The organism is Nitratidesulfovibrio sp. 1201_IL3209 (assembly GCF_036763125.1).
Taxonomy (GTDB): Bacteria; Desulfobacterota; Desulfovibrionia; order Desulfovibrionales; family Desulfovibrionaceae; genus Cupidesulfovibrio.
This window is the reverse complement of the sequence record NZ_JBAIYT010000007.1, coordinates 31,751-48,266: the sequence shown is the minus strand read 5'-3', so window position 1 is coordinate 48,266 and position 16,516 is coordinate 31,751. Positions and strand designations below refer to the sequence as shown.

Below are 16,516 nucleotides of genomic sequence, written 5' to 3'. Positions count from 1 at the left end.
GGCCCTTGCAGGGCGCGTCCGTGGGGCCGGGTGCGTCGGTTGGCCGACGCCGCGTGCGGCGTCCGTTCCGCCGGTGCTCCGCGCGGCTTGCGAAAGGCGCGTTGACGCGGGTTCCGTACGACGGGGCCGACACGTACATGTAATCGTTTCCCGGCGCAAGGCAAGGTGGCGGCGGAAGACAAACCGGCGCTTTGCTGCTAGTGACGCAGTGGGAAGCCGCGCTGGAGCTTCGCCGGACCCGCCGCCGCGCATAATCATGTTTCCGTCACGCCCGTCGGCGTACACAGCATAAGGCCATGCAACGACTTCTCAAGCAATACCGCAACGACGTGGGCGACGTGCTGGCCGAGGCCGACGTGCACCTGCTGGAACTGGAAGTGGCGGGCGACCGGGCCGACCCGGAACTGCTGGGCCGCCTGTCGCGCCTGGTGCACGGGCTGCGCGGCTCCGCCGGGCTGCTGGGGCTGGAAGGCGCCTGCCGCATGGCCCGCCTGCTGGAGGCCGCCTGCGAACTGGCGCGCGACGGTTCGCTGCGCCTTTCGGCGGAGGCCGTTTCCACCTTGGAAGGCTGCATGCGCGCGCTGGCCGGGCTTTCCGGCGTGGTGGAGCCAGGCGAGTCCGGTGACGCCATGGTCATGGCCATGGCCGAGGCCACGCCCGTTGGTGATGGAACGGACGCCGCCGGGCAGTATCCGGTGGTGTGCGTTTCCGGCGATCCGGACACGCTGGACCGCGAGGATACCCCCACGGGCCGGGCGCTGCGGCGTTTGATCGCCCTGCTGGACGAGGCGTTGCCCGAAAGCCTGCGCGCCCCCGCGCGCGAGGTGTTGCCGGTCAGCGACCCCGACGGGCGCTGCCTGTTCCGTCTGCACGGCATTGATGTGCTGCGCGCCCTGCGCGACGGGCTGTTCCTGTACGTGGTGGAGTTCGGCGGGTCGGACGACCTGCTGCGCAAGGACCTGAGCCCGCTGGGGCTGCTGGCCTTCCTGCGCAAGAGCGGCCTTGTGCTGGATGCGCGCTTCGTGCCCGGGCCGGACGGCGTGGGGCCGGGGGGGCCGGGCCGCGGGCTGCGGGTGCTGTATGCGTCCATCCTTGAGCCCGACCTGGTGAACACGGTGTTTCAGGTGGAATCGGCCAGGGTGCATCCCATCGACGTGGATGGACTGCGGCGCGGCGAGGCAGGTTGGCAGCGCCCCGCGGCGCGCCCGGCCTCCGTGCTGGCGGTGGCCCCGCGCGATGCCCCCGACGCGGACAGCATCGACGATCTGGTGCGCCAGTACGACACGGCCATGCGGAAAATGCGGGAGGAAACCATGAGCAACGGTACCGACGACGAGAGCAGGTTCTCCGGCACGGTGGTGGACCCCGATGCCGAGGAGCGGAGGCTGGCGGAACTGGAAGCGGAACTTGCCGCGGGCATGGATGCCCTGGCCCTGGACGTCGATGGGGACGGCGATGGGGACGATGCCGAGGGCGAGGGCGGGAGCGAGGGGGGCGGCGATGCCGCTCCGGTGGGTGGCGCCGGCGCGACGGATGCAACCGGAGACGACGCCGATCCCGACGCCGACCTGTTCGCCGACAGCGGCGAAGCCCCTGACCTTTCGTACCTGGACGCCGTACTGGCCGAGCGGCCGGACACCGGCGTGGCCCTGGATCTTTCCGGTGGGGCCGCCAGCCGCACCGTGGCCGGGTTCACCGTGCGCGCGGCCGACGGCGAGGACGGCAAGGGCGTGCTGGTGCTGTCCGGCGAGGTGACCATCGAGCGCGGGGCGGACCTGCGCGAAGCCCTGCTGGACGTGCTGGACCATTTCGCGGCGGTGCGCATCGACATGACCGGCGTCACGGCGGCGGACCTGACCCTGGTGCAACTGCTGCAATCGGCTGCCGTCACCGCGCGGGCTCGCGGGGTGGACCTGGCGGCCACCGGCCCGGTGGCCGAGGCCGTGGCGGAGGCAGCCCGCCGCACGGGACTGGATGTCCCGGGCATTCGCCGCGTGGGGCTGGAAAGGCTGCTGCTGGCCGAGGGCGCATAGCTTCGGCGGCAATACCGCGATGTATCACGCGAAACGGCGCGGCCCCCGTGGGGGACGCGCCGTTTTCGTTGCGGTGGCCGGTCATCGGCTGCCGCCATGGAGCGGCAGGGGGCCGTCCCCGGAACTCGTCCCCGGACGTACCGGCTCAGGCCGCGCAGGCGGCCACGGGGCCGTCGCAGTAATAGTTGATGAACTGGCCGATCTGCACGCCAAGATGCACGCACTCGATGCCGTCCAGGCACCTGGCCGCGTCAACGGCGTTGATGTGCGTCCACAGTTCGTTGCCGTCCTTGCGCAGGTGGACGATCCAGGCATCCTTGCCGTCGTCGAAGGCGATGCGCAGGGAAATCCCGTGCCTGTCCAGGGCGGGGTGTATCTCGCGGATCTTGTCCGCGAGGATGGCGGCGGTGACGTTCATGGTGCCTCCTTGGCGGGTGTGCCCGCCTGAGGAAAAGATAGTGCTGCACTACGGGAAGGCAACCATGCGTGCCTGGCCTCGGCCTGTGGTGAGTATTAGAGAATGTGAACTGTTTTTTCGATCAGTATGCATCGTGATCGGATTCTTCAAAGATGAAAGGGCCGCCCCCTGATGGGAGCGGCCCCGTGAATTTCCCGGAATCGCGGCAGGCTATGCCCTGGCTATCCCGTCGAAGCGCTGGGACATCTTGAGCAGGTGCACCTCGTGGATTTCCGCCTGCGGGGTCACGGCGCGGGCCAGCGAAAGCGGCGACACGTACAGTTCGGTCCAGTCCATGTCCAGCAGCACGCTGTGGTCGTCGCGTACCTCGATGGACCGGAACAGGGGCCGGATGTCGGTGGTGCGCGGGCCCTTCTTGGTCTCGCGCGTCCATTCCAGCGCGGGCGCGGCCGCGAAGTCGCGCCAGGCCTGCATGAACGCGTCCCGGCGGGTGTCGCCCACGCCGTAGCGCAGTTCGAAGGTTTCCCCGGCGGGCTGCGGCGCGGTGTTGCGGCCCACGGGCAATTCCTCCACGAAGGTCACGCGCATGCCGCGCGGCAGGCGGCCGTCCAGCGCCCGGCGCACCTCGTCGGCGGTGCGGTGTTCGCGCAGGTACACGGCCAGCCATTCCGCCCGGCTGGCCACGCCCACGGGCAGGGCCCGTCCGAAGGAGAGCAGCGGCAGGGGATGGAACCCGCGCGAGAACGCGGGCGGCAGCCCGGCCCGGCGCAGGGCGCGCTCGAACAGCGATTGCAGTTCGAGCTGGCTGAGGAACACCGCCATGTCTTCCTTGGTGTACCAGATGCGGTAGTGGCCCGCCTTCAGCGCCAGTTCGTCCGAAATCTGCGGCGGTTTGTCCGCCTTTTCCGGCATGCGCACCCGGCCATGCTCGTCCAGGGTGGGCTGGTGGGCCTGCTGGTCGCGCTCGGGCAGGTTGGTCCGGTTGGCGTAGGCGGCGACGCCGGGCAGCTTGTCCAGCCGCGAGGGGGAGGACTTGGTGTCGCACACCCCGCACAGGTGGCAGGCGCCGTAGCGGCAGTCGCCCGTCAGCTTCATGTCCAGCGCGCGGTGGCGTTCGCGCAGCAGGAATTCGCGGCTGGCCCCGGCGTCCAGGTGGTCCCAGGGCAGGGGTTCGTCCTCGCCGCGTTCGCGGGTGTAGTCCGAAGCGGCCAGGCCGTGTTCGGCCATGGCGTCCAGCCACGGGGCAAGATCGAAACCTTCGATCCAACTGCTGAAGATGGCCCCCTTGCGGTAGGCGCTTTCCACCACGTCGGCCAGGCGGCGGTCCCCGCGCGAGAAGATGCCCTCCAGCGCGCTCATGGAGGCTTCGTGCCAGCGCATCTTCAGGCATTTCTCGCCCTTGAAGCGGGACAGCAGGTAGCCGATGCGCTCGCGGATTTCTTCAAGCGACAGTTGACGTTCCCACTGGAACGGGGTGTGCGGCTTGGGCACGAAGGGCGAGATGGCCGCCGTCACCTGCAACCGCCGGATGCCCGGTCCGGCCGCGTCGCGCACCTTGCGGCACAGGTCCACGATGGCGTCCAGGTCTTCCCGCGTCTCGGTGGGCAGGCCGATCATGAAATACAGCTTCACCTGCTGCCAGCCGTGCTCGAACAGCTTGCGCACGTGCAGCAGCAGCCCTTCCTCGGTGACGCCCTTGTTGATCACGTCGCGCAGCCGCTGGCTGCCCGCCTCTGGCGCCAGCGTGGCCCCGGTGCGGCGGATGCCCGCCATGCGGCGCATGATCTCGTCGTCGATGGACCCCACCCGCAGCGAGGGCAGCGACACGGCCACCTGCTCCTGCGCGCAGCGGTCCACCGTGGCCAGGAACAGCCGCTTGAGCGCCGAGAAGTCGCCCGTGCTCAGGGACAGGAAGGACACGTCGTCGTAGCCGGTCTGGTTCAGGCATTCTTCAAGCAGCGCATGAAGGTTTTCGGTGGAGCGTTCGCGCGCCGGGCGGTAGATGATGCCCGCCTGGCAGAACCGGCAGCCGCGCGTGCAGCCCCGGCCGATCTCCAGCGCCAGCCGGTTGTGCACCGCGCCGAAGGGCACGGTCTGGCTGGCCGGGTAGCGGGCGGTGTCCATGTCGGCCACCACGCGCCGGGCCACGCGGGTGTAGCCCGCGTCACCGGATGAGGGGGGAGGCGACTGGGGCAGCAGGGGGCGGGGCGGAGTGCCGGGCACGTTGCGGGCCGTATCCGGCGGCACGCTGCCTGCGAAGAATTCCGGCACGTACACGCCGGGAATGCGCCGGGCGTCGTCCAGGAAGCGGGACCGGGAATGGGCGGCGGCGCGGGCGGCGGCCAGCAGGTCCACCAGTTCCGCCATCACCTCTTCGCCCTCGCCCAGCACCATCAGGTCCATGAACGGGGCCAGCGGTTCGGCGGCCAGGGTACAGCCGCCACCGGCCATGACCACCGGCCACGCGGTGAGAGAGTTGGCTTTGGCCCGTTCCGCCGCGCGCAGGGGGATGCCCGCAAGGTCCAGCATGTACAGCACGTTGGAATAGCACAACTCGTGGGTGATGCTGAACCCCACAAGGTGCGTGGCGGCCAGGGGGGTGTCCGACTCCAGGGTTGCCAGCGGCACGCCGCGCTGGCGCAGTACCGCGCCCGCATCGCGGCAGGGGGTGAACACCCGCTCGGCCCACACGTCGGGCCGTTCGTTGAGGATGGCGTACAGGATCTTCTGCCCGAGGTAGGACATGCCCACCTCGTACATGTCGGGAAAGGCCAGCGCCACGCGCAGGGTGGTGGCGTCGGGCGTCTTGTGGACGGTGCCTTCCTCGATGCCGATGTAGCGGCTGGGCTTGGGCAGCAGGGGCAGAAGTTCGCGCATGGTTCCTGGAGGGATGAAGGGTGTGCGTGGGGCGGGAGCGGCGATTGCGCCCCGGCCGTGGGAGCGTGGCTGGCGGACTGGCGCGGGCGCGCCTGCCCGGAGCCGACGTGAAAAGGGGGGCGGCAGCGCCACCCCCCGGAACATGCCGCGGCCCGGCCCGGCGCAGCCGGGTCGCAGGCGGGCCTACTTCTTCAGCAGGTCGGAAATGCCGGTGATCTTGCCGCCCGCCGGGCCCTTGGCCAGGTTCAGGTTGCCGAGCCCGCCGCCAAGCCCCCCCGTGGACAGGGTGAGGTTGGACGTGGCTTCGAGGTACTTGGTCTTCAGTTCCTCGGGGCAGGTCTTGTATTCGTAGATGACGTGGGTGCGGCTGATGGTGCCGTCGAAGCCCTGCTCGAAGGGGTAGCCGTAAGGCAGCAGCATCATCTGCACGCCCTGCTGGGTGGGCACGGTCTGCAGGGCGGCCACGTCCGTGAGCGAGTTGGTGGCCTCATCGAACTTGCCGAGCACCAGTTCGCCGTTCACGAGCTTCACCAGTCTGATATCGTAGGCCATCGGGGGTGTCTCCTTGGTGGATGGTTCCCGGCATAGGTAGGGGCTGGGGCTGTTGCTGTCAAGCAACGGTGGGGCGTGGGGCGGGTCGCCCGTCAGCCGTCTGTCAGCGACCGGGCTCCGGCGGCAGCAGCCGCAGGGGGATGATGGAAACCAGTGCCAGCCCCCCCAGCAAGGCGAACCCGGCGCCGAAGGTCCAGGCCTGCCCCACCATCCCCAGCAGGGCCGGGGCCGCCCCCGTGCCGATGAGCGACGAGACCGGCGTGGCGATGCACAGCACCGTGGGCTGGCGTTCCGCAGGCCAGCAGCGCGCCAGTTCCTTGAAGATGGCGGGAAAGATGAACGCGGTCATGGCCCCCTGCACGGTCATGCTCGCCGTGACGACGATGATGGACGGAAAGGCCATGCCCAGCAGCGAGATGCCGGTCAGCGCAAGGCACACGGTGATGGCGCGCCGGGCTCCCATGCGGTCGGACACCCAGCCCCCGGCCAGCGCGGCGAACGGCGTCACCACGCGCGAGGCCGCCAGCAGGCCGTTGGCCGTGCCGGGCGCAAGGCCCAGCCCGTCCACCAGATGCAGCGGCAGCACGCTGTAGGTGGCGTATTCCCCGGCCACCCCAAGGGCCAGCAGCCACGCGAACAGCCATGTCAGCGGCGAGCGCAGGACCCCGGCAAGCCCGCGCACCGAGGGCGGCTCCGCCAGGGTAAGCCCCCCGCGTCCGATCCAGGCGAAGACCATCCCCGCCAGGATGCCCACCACGCCCACGGCCAGCAGCACGCCCCGCCAGTCGGTGACGCGCATGCCCGCTTCGGCCAGCAGGGGCACGGCCACGAAGCTGAGGTTGGGGCCCAGTTCGTGGATGGACACGGCCTTGCCCCAGTCGCGCTGGCGGGCCAGCGATCCCAGGGTGGCCATGCCCGCCGGAAAGTACAGCCCGGCCGCCAGCCCCATAAGCACGAACATGTACCGCGCCGTGGCGTGATCGCGCATGGCGGACATGCCCATGAGCACCGCGCCGGTGGCCATGCACGAAAAGGCGGCCATGCGCCGGGGCGCGACCCGGCTGAGCAGAAAGCCGCTGGCCGCGAGGCTGGCGGTGAACCCGCAGGCCATCAGGAACAGCAGGCGGGTGGCCTGGGCATGGTCCAGGCCCAGGTCCGCCTCCATGGACAGCAGCAGCGGGGCAAGCACGGCGCGCGAGCCGTAGTTGACGAAGAACAGCAGGGCCACCAGCACCACCCAGGGCCGGGCCGTGGCAAAGGCGGGGGCGGTGTCGCCGGATATGTTGCCGGATATGTCAGGTGATGCGTTGGGTGGCGTGTTCGGGGGCATGTCGGTTGCGGCACGGTGGTGCCGGGGCTGCTGGTGGCTGCGGGGGCGGGGGGCGCGGGCCGCAAAAAAACGGGGGGGCAGGCGCCCCCCCTTTGTGTTTCGCTTGTCGCCGTGCGGCTACAGTCCGGCCGCTTCCTTGACGTAGGCGAAATCGATGGAAGAGCTGACGAGCTGCGCGCCCTGTCGGATCTTGATCACGTCGCGCAGCTTGTGGCGCGAGAGGATGACCTCCATCTTCTTGGCCACGGTGTACGTGTCGTCGCGCACCACCACGATGGGAATGTTCAGCACTTCCGAACGGGTGAGAATGATGTCGTTGGGGTACAGGTTGCCGGTCAGCACCAGGCAGGGGCAGTTGCCCTCCAGCGCCACCAGTTGCACGTCGGACCGGTCGCCCCCCACGATGACGGCGGAATTCTTGTTCTTGCGGAAGTGGGTCATGAAGTTCTCGACCTGCATGGTGCCGATGAGGAAGTTTTCCACCACCTTGTCGGACTTGTTCTGGGCCGAGATGACCTTGCCGCCCAGCCGTTCGGCCAGGTCGCCCACCTTGATGGCCCCCATCAGCGGGTCCTTGGGGATGACGCCCACCACGCGCACGCCGTTGCGCTCCAGGAACGGCCTGATCAGCCCTTCCACCTCGTTCATGAAGTTGGCGGGGATGTCGTTCAGCACCACGCCGGCCAGGTTGTCGCCAAGGGTATCCTTGAGCACCACCAGGTAGTCGTAGTTCAGTTCCTTGTGCAGGCGGTCGATGATGATGGCCTTGAGCCCCAGTTCCTTGACCACCCGGATGCCGTCCACGTTGCAGTAGCGGCCGGAATACATGCTGCCGGAACCGGCCACCACCATCACGTCGTGGCGGCCGGCAAGCTGGCGGTAGGCATCGACGATGCCGGGCATGTGGTCCTCGCACTGGCCGCTGAAGGCGCGCACCTTGAAGTCCTGGGTGACCAGCACCGGGGTGACCAGGTTCGACGGTTCGTCCAGCCCCAGCACGTCCTGCACGAAGAAGGCGTCCTCGTCGCCCAGCACGCCGCCGCGTTCCTGTGGCATGGCGCCCACGGGCTTCATGTAGCCCACGTTGTAGCCATCCTTCTGCAGGCGCAGGCCAAGGCCCATGATCACCATGTTCTTGCCGGAGTACCCGGCCGTGGAACCCACGTAGATGCCCGCCGCCATAGCAGCCTCCTGTTGCTGGATCCGCGCGCATGCCCGCCGTCGGCCTGCCTGGCCGGCGGCGCGATGCATCCGGCCGCTGTCCGCGATGCGGTGGCCGGTGCGACATGCCGTGTGCCTGGCCGATTCTGCCCCGAATAACAGCCGAAAATCAAGGGACAACTGCAATCTTGTGGCTGTTCGCTCGCTCAGTGCCGCTGCGCGTGGCGGCGAAATGCCCGGCGGCCGTGCCGGGAGCGGGATGCGGGCAGGGTGGCGGAGCGAGGGGCGGCGTGTGCATGCCGGAATTTTGACGAGCGTGGGCGGGGCATGACCGCGTGGTCCGGACTGCCCGGTTCGCCAAGCCTGCGGCGGCGGTTTGGGCCGGACCGGTGCACGGCCTTGCGCAATGGGGGCGGTGCCGGTATCGTTCCCCGCCATGACTGGCCATGACCCGGCCATGACTGGGTATGACTGGGCCATGACGGGCCACCGGGCGGCAAAAGCTGCCGGGCGGCACCCTGAAGGAGCGACCACCGACACATGTTCGAGAATTTGCAAAGCGACATCCACTACGCCTTCAACGACGCCGGGCTGCTGGCCACGGCCATGACCCACAGCTCATGGGCCAACGAGCAGCAGGAACACGTAGAGCACAACGAACGCCTGGAATTCCTGGGCGATGCCGTGCTTGAACTGTGCGTGTCGGAAGAACTGTTCACCCGCTTTCCCGGCGCCCGCGAGGGCGACCTGACCCGCATGCGGGCGCGGCTCGTCAGCAAACCGGCGCTGGCCGAGCTTGCGCGCGAGCTGAAGCTGGAACACTACCTGCGGCTGGGCAGGGGCGAGGAAAGCCAGGGGGGGCGCGAACGCAGCTCCCTGCTGTCGGACGCGCTGGAGGCCATGCTGGGCGCGGTGTTTCTGGACGGGGGGTACGAGCGGGCGCGGGCCGTGGTGCGCCATGTGCTGGCGGCCCGCTGGCCCTGCGACACCGACGGCAAGCGCAGCAAGGACTACAAGAGCCGGTTGCAGGAAATGACCCAGAAGGTGTTCCGCGAGCGGCCGGTGTATGCCCTGATGGGCAGCAGCGGCCCCGAGCACGAGAAGCGCTTCGAGGTGCGGCTGACCCTGCCCGACGACACCGTGTTCACGGCCGTCGGCCCCAGCGTCAAAAGGGCCGAGCAGATGGCGGCCGGTCTTGCGCTGAAGGCCCTGGAATCACGCAGCGAGGGCTGAGATGGAGACAATGACCGGGGAGGCCGTTCCTCCCCGGTCCTGTTGTCTTTGGTCAACCTTCGCCAACTGATGCGCGGCGTTACGCCGTGGGCGCCGTCCGCTAGCCGCTGATGAGCTGCATGGCCATCTGCGGCAGCGAGTTGGCCTGCGAAAGCATGGCCACGGCGGACTGGGTAATGATCTGGTTGCGCACGAACTCGGTCATTTCCTCGGCCACGTCCACGTCGGAAATGCGCGACTCGGAGGATTGCAGGTTTTCCGCCTGGATGGTCAGGTTGCTGATGGTGTTCTCCAGGCGGTTCTGCAGGGCGCCGAGCGCCGCGCGGATCTTGTCCTTGGAGATGATCGCCTGGTCAAGGGCGGTCAGCGCCTGCTGGGCGGCGGACTGGGTCGAGATGGTGTAGCCCGCCGCGTGGACGCCCGTGCCCGACGCGTTGCCGATGCCGAGCTGCGACGCCGTGGCCCCGCCGATCTTGATGTAGTAGTAGTCCTCGTTGGAGTCGTTGCCGGTGCCGAAGTGGATCTTCAACTCGCCGGTCTGCCGCAGCCCCGACCCGTCGTGGGTGCCCGAAAGGGTGCCGTCCAGCAGGTGGATGCCGTTGAAGTCCGTGGCGTTGGCGATACGGGTGATTTCCGAGGCCATGGCCTGATATTCGGATTCGATCATCAGGCGCTGGTCGGAGTTGTAGGTGCCCGTGGCCGCCTGTTCGGCCAGTTCCTTCATGCGGATGAGCTTTTCGTCGATGATCTGCAGCGCGCCGTCGGCGGTCTGGATCATCGAGATGGCGTCGTTGGCGTTGCGGATGCCTTGACGCATGGTGGAAATATCGGCCCGCATCAGTTCTCGAATGGCGAGGCCCGCGGCGTCGTCGGCCGCGGTGCCCACGCGCAGACCCGAGGAAAGGCGGCGGGTGGACGTTGCCAGGCGACCGTAGCTCTCGTTCAGGTTGCGAGAGGCGTTCAGCGCCATCATGTTGTGATTGATGACCAAAGACATGTGGTGAACCTCCTTCGGGTTGTCTGGCCAACATTAAGCAATGTTGGTGCCAACGCATTTTTTACAAAGAAAGGTAAAGTGTTAGCAAAACTCTAGACACCCCGTGCCCGGTTGCCGACGCGCCCATGCCAAAATTTTCCCAGGGCTTGCGGCGTGCCGCGCGGCGTCAGGGGGGGGATAGGGAGGGCCAGGGGCGGCGCGGAGGAATTTTTTGCATCCTCCCCGCCTGCCTGGAACCGCGCCCTAATCCGGCGGAGAAATCTGCCGATATAGGGTGTGAGACGATGTTTCCGGGGGAGGCAATGTCGCCTCGAGGAGGAACCATGATGCTGCTGGACGACATCCAGGCGGTAACGGCAGGTTCTTCCGCGGGATCGGATATGAATCGCCCCCCGGCACGCGGCCTGGCCGCCGCATCCTCATCCGCTACTTCTCCATCTCTCGCGGAACGGCAGCCGACCGGGGACGAACGACCCGCGGAAGCGGAAAACGTGGACATGCAGCAGCTTGAACGCTCGCTGAACGACCTTTCGCGCACCCTTGAAGCCAAGGGCGCCGCGCTGAAGTTCGAGATCGTGAGCGACCAGGGCGTGGTGCAGGTCGAGGTTTCCGAAAAGAACAGCAACAAGGTGCTGATGCGCATCCCGCCCGAAGGGGTGTTGCGCGTCGGCAAGGACGGCGGCATGACCATCGGCGGGCTGCTGAACCGGCAATACTAGGGCGCGGCGGCGGGTTTTCCCCACCGCCGCGCCCCCCCCCCACCCACACACCCCGTGTCCCGTTCCGGGCATGCAGGCGCACGCCTGGGGTGCCCGGTGGGGTGCCCGCGTCCGGGTGGCCGCGTCCGGGCGCCTTCGGGGTGCATGCCCGGACCAGCAGCGGCCAGCGGGGAGGAACGTGCCGGGCCTTCGCGTATGCACGTCCGCCATTGCTGTTTGGTTGAACACGCAAGGCGAGCGTCCCCGCTTGCCGCCCCGCTTCCCCCTTTCCGGCCCACCTCCGCCTCTTCCCACGCCTCCCGGCTCCCTGCCTGTCGACTCCCGCCGGGCGTTCCCCGGCCCGCGCATCGCCCATGCCCCGCCGCGCCAACGCGAAACATCCCGGCCTGCGCCCCTCGGGGGCAGTCCGGGATGTTGCACGGGGGGACGCCGGGGGCGCTCCCGCCGACACGGCGCGGACGCGGGTTCGGGCCCGCGTCCGCCGGTCGATCATGATCCGTCGCTAACGCTTCATGTTCACGACGGTTTCAAGCATGGTGTCCGTTGTGGTGATGACCTTGCTGTTGGACTGGAAGCCGCGCTGGGTGGTGATCATCTGCACGAACTCGCGGGCAAGGTCCACGTTGGACTGTTCCAGCGAGTTGGAGTTGATGGAACCGTACCCGTTGGCATTGGCCGGACCCGCCAGCGCGTCGCCCGAGGCGCGCGTTTCGGAGAACAGGTTGCCCCCTTCGCGCCGCAGGTTGGTGGGGCTGGTGAAGTCGTACAGGGTGATCTGGTACAGGTCCAGGATAACCCCGTTGGAGTAGCGGCCGTGCACGATGCCGTCCTGGTCCACGGTGATGTTCTGCAGGAAGCCGAAGGTGTAGCCGTCCTGCTTCTGGAAGATCATGGACGACGAGCCGCCGTAGCTGGTCATGGACGTGGACTGCCGTTCGCCCTGCGCGCCCAGCCCGCCAAGGTTGCTGGCGTTGCTGCCGATGGCGGCGGCGCTGGCCGGTGCGCTGCCCCAGGCGTTGCTGAGGTTGCGCAGGCCGAAGTTCAGTTCCATCAGGTACGGCTCGGCTTCCGTGGGCACCGTGGGCGAGGTGTAGCTGGCGTTGGCGACGCCCGAGAAGTTGGCCACGAACAGCGGATAGCCGTTGTTGGAGAAGGTGGTGGGCACCCAGTTGTTCAGGTCCTTCAGGTCGCCGGTGGCCCCGCTGGCGATGGTGAAGGCGGTCATGTCCGTGAGTTGGCCGGAGGTGTCGAAGGTCAGCGTGCCGGTCATCAGGATGCCCGCCGCCGAGGTGCCGGCGAAGTTCAGGCCGTTGACGGAGCGCAGGTCGTCCGACGGGTTCATGGTGACCATGTACTCCCAGTAGCGCTTGCCGCTGGCGGCGTTGTCCACGGTGTCGGTGGACACCTGGTCGAAGTAGATGGTCAGTTCGTGGGCGGTACCGCCCTCGTCGTAGACCTTGATGGTGGTCTGGTAGGCGAAGCGGCTGTCGGCCAGCGGCGTGGAGGCCGAGCCGTCCCAGTTGTTGAACACCGAGAAGAACGGGTCTGTGGCGTTGACCGACTTGTCGCCGCCGTCGCGCGCGTCGAGGTTGTGCGCCGAGGTGATGGTGGAGGTGTGCTGCGGCTCGGCCGTGAAGCCGTCGAGCTTGATGTCCTTGGGCGAGCCCGCCCCCTTGATCTGCGAGGTGGTGGTGGTTACCTGCGCGGTGGAGGTGGACAGCGAGGGCCGGGCCTTTTCGATTTCCCATCCCTGCAACACGTAGCCGTGCGGGTCCACCAGGTAGCCGTCGTTGTCGAAGCGGAAGTTGCCCGCGCGGGTGTAGTACGCGGTCTCCTGCCCCTTGGGCCGCACCTGGAAGAAGCCCTTGCCGCCGATGGCGAGGTCCGTGGCCTCGTTGGTGGTTTCAAAGGCGCCCTGGCTGAAGTCGCCGAAAATGGCGCCGATGGACACGCCGCGTCCCACCTGGCTTACCCCGGCCGCGCTGTAGACGTCCTGGTTGATGAAGTCCTGGAAGTCCATGCGCGAGCCCTTGAAGCCCACGGTGTTGACGTTGGCGATGTTGTTGCCGAGAACGTTCATCTTCTCGCCGTGGGCCAGCAGTCCCGAAACGCCGGTCCACATACTTGCCGTGACACTCATGATCGACCTCCTGTGTCCGTGGCACCCGCAGGGGGTGTGGTGTGCTTGCTGTCGTTCCGCAGGGCGCTAGCTTTCGCTGTCCGTGCCGCTGTCGGAATCGTCTCCGGAATCATCCCCGGAATCGCCGTCGTCCGTGTCGCCGCCGCCCGTGGTGTTGGGCGCCACGATCTCGGACACGTTGCTGAAGGCGATGTGGCGGCCGTCCGCCAGGCGCAGGTAGGGTTCGCCGTCCACGTTGACCACGCCGTTGACCTGACCGGTGACCTGGGTGGTGATGTAGACGGCCTTGCCGTCCGCGCCTTCTCCGTACATGGCCACCGCGTAGATGCCGTCCGGCACGGTGGAGCCCTGATAATCCTTGCCGTCCCACTGGTACGAGTAGGTGCCGGCCTGCTTGGCGCCCATGAGTTCGGTGCGCACCAGGTTCATTTCGCCGTCGTAGATGTTGATGTAGCCGTTGGTCACCTGTTCCTGCACCGTGAAGAACACCGTGCTGGTGGACGTGGCCGACTTGCTGATCTGGTAGCCGCCGGCGGTCACTTCCTTGCCGATGTAGCCCACGGCCGAAGACATCTGCTGCTGCTTGGCGCTCGCGTTCAGGTCGGTGATGCCGGTGGAGATGTTGGTGAGCTGCTCAAGGCTGGTGAACTGCGCCAGCTGGGCGACGAATTCCTTGTCGTCCATGGGGTTCAGCGGGTCCTGGTGGCTCAGCTGGGCCACGAGAAGATTCAGGAACGCCTGCTTGTCCAGCGAATCGTTCTTGGTCTTGGCGCCAAGGTAGCTGTCGAAGTCCTGCTCGGCCTGGCCGAGTACGGGGCTGGTTGCCATGGTGGACTCCTATGCGATGATGTCGAGCCCGGAGGCGGTAAGAGTTGCCGGGCGTCCGGCGGTGGCGGCCGCGTCCACGGCCTGCGCGCCGGTGTCGTCGCCGTCCTCGCGCAGGCGGCGCAGGCGGCGGTAGCGCTCGCGCTCGGCGCTGCGGGCCTGCTGTTCCTGCCCGGCGTTGTGCTGGGCCGCGTCCTGCCAGGCCTGCGAGAACGAGTTGTCCTGCAACTGGGTCTGCACTTCCAGCCGGTCCACCTTCAGGCCCTGCTGTTCCAGCGCGGTGCGCAGCACGTGCAACTGGTCGTTGATGGCCTGCGCGGTCTCGGTGCGGTCGGGGCGGATGGTGGCCTTGACCTCTCCGTTGCGCACGGAAAGCACCACGGTCACGTTGCCCAGTTCCACCGGGTCCAGCTTCATGGTCAACTGGCGGGTGCCATCCTGCATGGAGGTGAGGATGCCGCGCTCCAGCTGGGCCGCCGCCTGTTCGGAAAGATAGGGGGTCAGGGCCTGACCCTGGCGCTGCGCCGCGCCCGCCGCATTGGCGGCATTGGCCGCTGCCTCGGCGGACATGCCCTGGGCCGCGCCGCTCAGGGACGGGCTGACGTCGATCCTGCGCAGCAGTTCCGCCCACGGGTCGCCGCTGCCGCCGCTGCCGCCACTGCCGCCACTACCGGTGGACGACCGGCCGTGCTGTTCCTGCTGCCAGGCCGAGCCCTTACCGTCGCCCGGCTGGGAGGACTGCGACTTGTCCAGGCCGAACGCCTGCGCCGAGGCATTGCCCTGCGCCACCTGCGCCTGCTGCCCGGCAGTGTGGCCCCCGTTGTGAGCATTGTTGCGGCCATCGTTGCCGGCGGACAGGTTCTGCTGCACGGCGCCGGCGGCCTGGCCGGCCTGGGCCGCCTGGCGCGGATCGGACAATGGCCCGGCGTGCTCCTGCGTGCTGCCCCCGGTGCGCATCAGGCCCGACTGGCGGGTCTTGCCCGCGTTGGCGGACCCGCCGTCGCGGCGTTCGGCGTCCAGCGCCGGGGCCACGCCGCTGCCGTTGCCCTTGCCGGTGGCGGCTTCGCGGATCAGCACTTCGCTGCGCTGGGCGGCGCGGTCGCCGCGCCGGTCGGACTGCTCGATGCGGTCGGCCGACTTCTTGGCCGCCTGCAACACCGGGTCCAGCGCGGAGCCCAGGGCCGAGGCCAGATTGCGATCGGCCTGCTCGCGCGCGGCCATTTCCTGCCCGGCGGGCACCAGCACCGACTTGAGCCCGGAGGCGGTGGTGGAAATCTCCGTCTGCCCGCCGAACAGCGTCTTCATGGCGGCCAGCACTTCGGGCGACAGGCGCAGGCCCTTGGCCATGGCTTCCAGTTCCGCCACGTTGACGTCGATGGCGTCGCCGTCGGTCTTGCCGGTCAGCTTGCCGGTCAGCTTGCCGCTCAGGGCCTTCCACACCGCGTCGGTGTTGCCCGCGTCCATCTGGGCCAGCATGTTGTCCGCTTCCTCGGGCAGCATGCCGATCTTCTGCAGGAACTGCTTGGCGTCCAGGCGCTGGTTGCCGTTCAGGACGGTGGTGACGGCGCCGTCGGCGTCCAGGTTGGCGTAGGGGCCGTCCTTGCGCAGGGCCGAGATGACCTGGCCCAGCGAGTAGGTGCCGGGGGTGGAGGCCATCTGGGCGAGCCGTTCCAGCCGGTCGGGCGAGATGCCGCTCTTTTCCAGCTGATTCCGCAGCGAAAGCACATCCTGGTAGGAAAGGCTGATCTGGCCCGGCGCGGTGAGCACGCCCCCGTCCTCGCCCCTGCGCACCTTGCCCTTGGCTTCCGTGGCCGCGCCGGCGGCGGTGCGGAGGGCGGAGTTGCCCGCGCCGAACCCCGCTCCGAAGAGCGAGCGCGGGTTCGCCTTTTCCGCAAGCACGGACGCGAAGTCGAGGGTGCTGGCAGTGACCTTGGAGCGCCGCGTCACGTCGGACGGCGCCTTTGCGGTCTCGGGAAGGAAGGGAAAAATATGCATGCCGGGGCTCCTTGCGGCCAATGAATTACAAGGACCGTTCCAAAATTTTGTGCGGCATGATTTCAACTGGTTACGGAGCATGCGCAGGGTCCGCCCGGCAATGCCTGCCGTGCGTGGCTGCGTGCCGGGCGGGCGGCGTTTGCAATTCTTGACCATTCTTGATGGTCGCGCGGGGCGGGAGGAAGATCGTGGGAGAAGGAGACGCGCCGCAGGGCCGGTGGAGCGGGGCTGGACGG

12 protein-coding genes are annotated in these 16,516 nt (G+C 68.2%); 3 read left to right on the top strand and 9 right to left on the bottom strand.

The genetic code is table 11. From position 1 onward, the window contains the following. Window positions 1-296 precede the first annotated feature (296 nt). Entirely contained in the window at window positions 297-2,033 is a 1,737-nt protein-coding gene (locus V6B97_RS05505) for an STAS domain-containing protein (RefSeq protein ID WP_333505495.1), read from the top strand. Between the two features lie 145 nt (window positions 2,034-2,178). On the opposite strand, the gene V6B97_RS05500 is transcribed toward V6B97_RS05505, so the two are convergent. From V6B97_RS05500 to V6B97_RS05480, 5 genes are all read right to left on the bottom strand, one after another. Further along, window positions 2,179-2,451: a hypothetical protein gene (locus tag V6B97_RS05500; protein WP_333505494.1), complete on the bottom strand. Its 273-nt coding sequence runs from the start codon at window positions 2,449-2,451 to the stop codon at window positions 2,179-2,181. A 210-nt stretch (window positions 2,452-2,661) separates the two neighbouring features. Further along, a complete protein-coding gene (locus V6B97_RS05495; protein WP_333505493.1) occupies window positions 2,662-5,328 on the bottom strand; it encodes a TIGR03960 family B12-binding radical SAM protein in 2,667 nt (888 codons plus the stop codon). Window positions 5,329-5,511: 183 nt separating this feature from the next. Then, window positions 5,512-5,880, bottom strand: a complete 369-nt coding sequence (locus V6B97_RS05490) for a hypothetical protein (RefSeq protein ID WP_333505492.1) — start codon at window positions 5,878-5,880, stop codon at window positions 5,512-5,514. A gap of 103 nt (window positions 5,881-5,983) precedes the next feature. After that, the gene (locus tag V6B97_RS05485) at window positions 5,984-7,210 is read right to left on the bottom strand and encodes an MFS transporter (RefSeq protein WP_333505491.1); all 1,227 of its coding nucleotides are present in this window, start codon (window positions 7,208-7,210) and stop codon (window positions 5,984-5,986) included. 117 nt (window positions 7,211-7,327) lie between these two features. Further along, entirely contained in the window at window positions 7,328-8,392 is a 1,065-nt protein-coding gene (locus V6B97_RS05480; protein WP_333505490.1) for a phosphotransacetylase family protein, read from the bottom strand. Window positions 8,393-8,911: 519 nt separating this feature from the next. Between V6B97_RS05480 and rnc the strand changes: the two genes are divergently transcribed. Further along, a complete protein-coding gene (rnc, locus tag V6B97_RS05475; protein ID WP_333505489.1) occupies window positions 8,912-9,604 on the top strand; it encodes a ribonuclease III in 693 nt (230 codons plus the stop codon). Between the two features lie 100 nt (window positions 9,605-9,704). On the opposite strand, the gene V6B97_RS05470 is transcribed toward rnc, so the two are convergent. Then, window positions 9,705-10,601 carry a flagellin N-terminal helical domain-containing protein gene (locus V6B97_RS05470; RefSeq protein ID WP_333505488.1) on the bottom strand — a complete coding sequence of 299 codons (897 nt, stop codon included), beginning with the start codon at window positions 10,599-10,601 and terminating at the stop codon, window positions 9,705-9,707. A 125-nt stretch (window positions 10,602-10,726) separates the two neighbouring features. Here V6B97_RS05470 and V6B97_RS05465 point away from each other — a divergent pair, with 125 nt between their 5' ends. Then, the gene (locus V6B97_RS05465; protein ID WP_333505487.1) at window positions 10,727-11,320 is read left to right on the top strand and encodes a flagellar protein FlaG; all 594 of its coding nucleotides are present in this window, start codon (window positions 10,727-10,729) and stop codon (window positions 11,318-11,320) included. 502 nt (window positions 11,321-11,822) lie between these two features. Here the strand turns inward: V6B97_RS05465 and V6B97_RS05460 are convergent. The 3 genes from V6B97_RS05460 to V6B97_RS05450 form a co-directional block, all read right to left on the bottom strand. Further along, window positions 11,823-13,460, bottom strand: a complete 1,638-nt coding sequence (locus tag V6B97_RS05460) for a flagellar hook protein FlgE (protein ID WP_333505486.1) — start codon at window positions 13,458-13,460, stop codon at window positions 11,823-11,825. 66 nt (window positions 13,461-13,526) lie between these two features. Further along, window positions 13,527-14,288, bottom strand: coding sequence for a flagellar hook assembly protein FlgD (locus V6B97_RS05455; protein WP_333505485.1), 762 nt, complete (start codon window positions 14,286-14,288; stop codon window positions 13,527-13,529). A 9-nt stretch (window positions 14,289-14,297) separates the two neighbouring features. Beyond that, the gene (locus V6B97_RS05450) at window positions 14,298-16,280 is read right to left on the bottom strand and encodes a flagellar hook-length control protein FliK (RefSeq protein ID WP_333505484.1); all 1,983 of its coding nucleotides are present in this window, start codon (window positions 16,278-16,280) and stop codon (window positions 14,298-14,300) included. Window positions 16,281-16,516 lie beyond the last annotated feature (236 nt).

What these genes read in the sequence shown, in the direction of transcription:
- V6B97_RS05505 (WP_333505495.1), top strand. Translation starts at nt 297, where the DNA reads ATGCAACGACTTCTCAAGCAATACCGCAACGACGTGGGCGACGTGCTG.
- V6B97_RS05500 (WP_333505494.1), bottom strand. Translation starts at nt 2,451, where the DNA reads ATGAACGTCACCGCCGCCATCCTCGCGGACAAGATCCGCGAGATACAC.
- V6B97_RS05495 (WP_333505493.1), bottom strand. Translation starts at nt 5,328, where the DNA reads ATGCGCGAACTTCTGCCCCTGCTGCCCAAGCCCAGCCGCTACATCGGC.
- V6B97_RS05490 (WP_333505492.1), bottom strand. Translation starts at nt 5,880, where the DNA reads ATGGCCTACGATATCAGACTGGTGAAGCTCGTGAACGGCGAACTGGTG.
- V6B97_RS05485 (WP_333505491.1), bottom strand. Translation starts at nt 7,210, where the DNA reads ATGCCCCCGAACACGCCACCCAACGCATCACCTGACATATCCGGCAAC.
- V6B97_RS05480 (WP_333505490.1), bottom strand. Translation starts at nt 8,392, where the DNA reads ATGGCGGCGGGCATCTACGTGGGTTCCACGGCCGGGTACTCCGGCAAG.
- rnc (WP_333505489.1), top strand. Translation starts at nt 8,912, where the DNA reads ATGTTCGAGAATTTGCAAAGCGACATCCACTACGCCTTCAACGACGCC.
- V6B97_RS05470 (WP_333505488.1), bottom strand. Translation starts at nt 10,601, where the DNA reads ATGTCTTTGGTCATCAATCACAACATGATGGCGCTGAACGCCTCTCGC.
- V6B97_RS05465 (WP_333505487.1), top strand. Translation starts at nt 10,727, where the DNA reads ATGCCAAAATTTTCCCAGGGCTTGCGGCGTGCCGCGCGGCGTCAGGGG.
- V6B97_RS05460 (WP_333505486.1), bottom strand. Translation starts at nt 13,460, where the DNA reads ATGAGTGTCACGGCAAGTATGTGGACCGGCGTTTCGGGACTGCTGGCC.
- V6B97_RS05455 (WP_333505485.1), bottom strand. Translation starts at nt 14,288, where the DNA reads ATGGCAACCAGCCCCGTACTCGGCCAGGCCGAGCAGGACTTCGACAGC.
- V6B97_RS05450 (WP_333505484.1), bottom strand. Translation starts at nt 16,280, where the DNA reads ATGCATATTTTTCCCTTCCTTCCCGAGACCGCAAAGGCGCCGTCCGAC.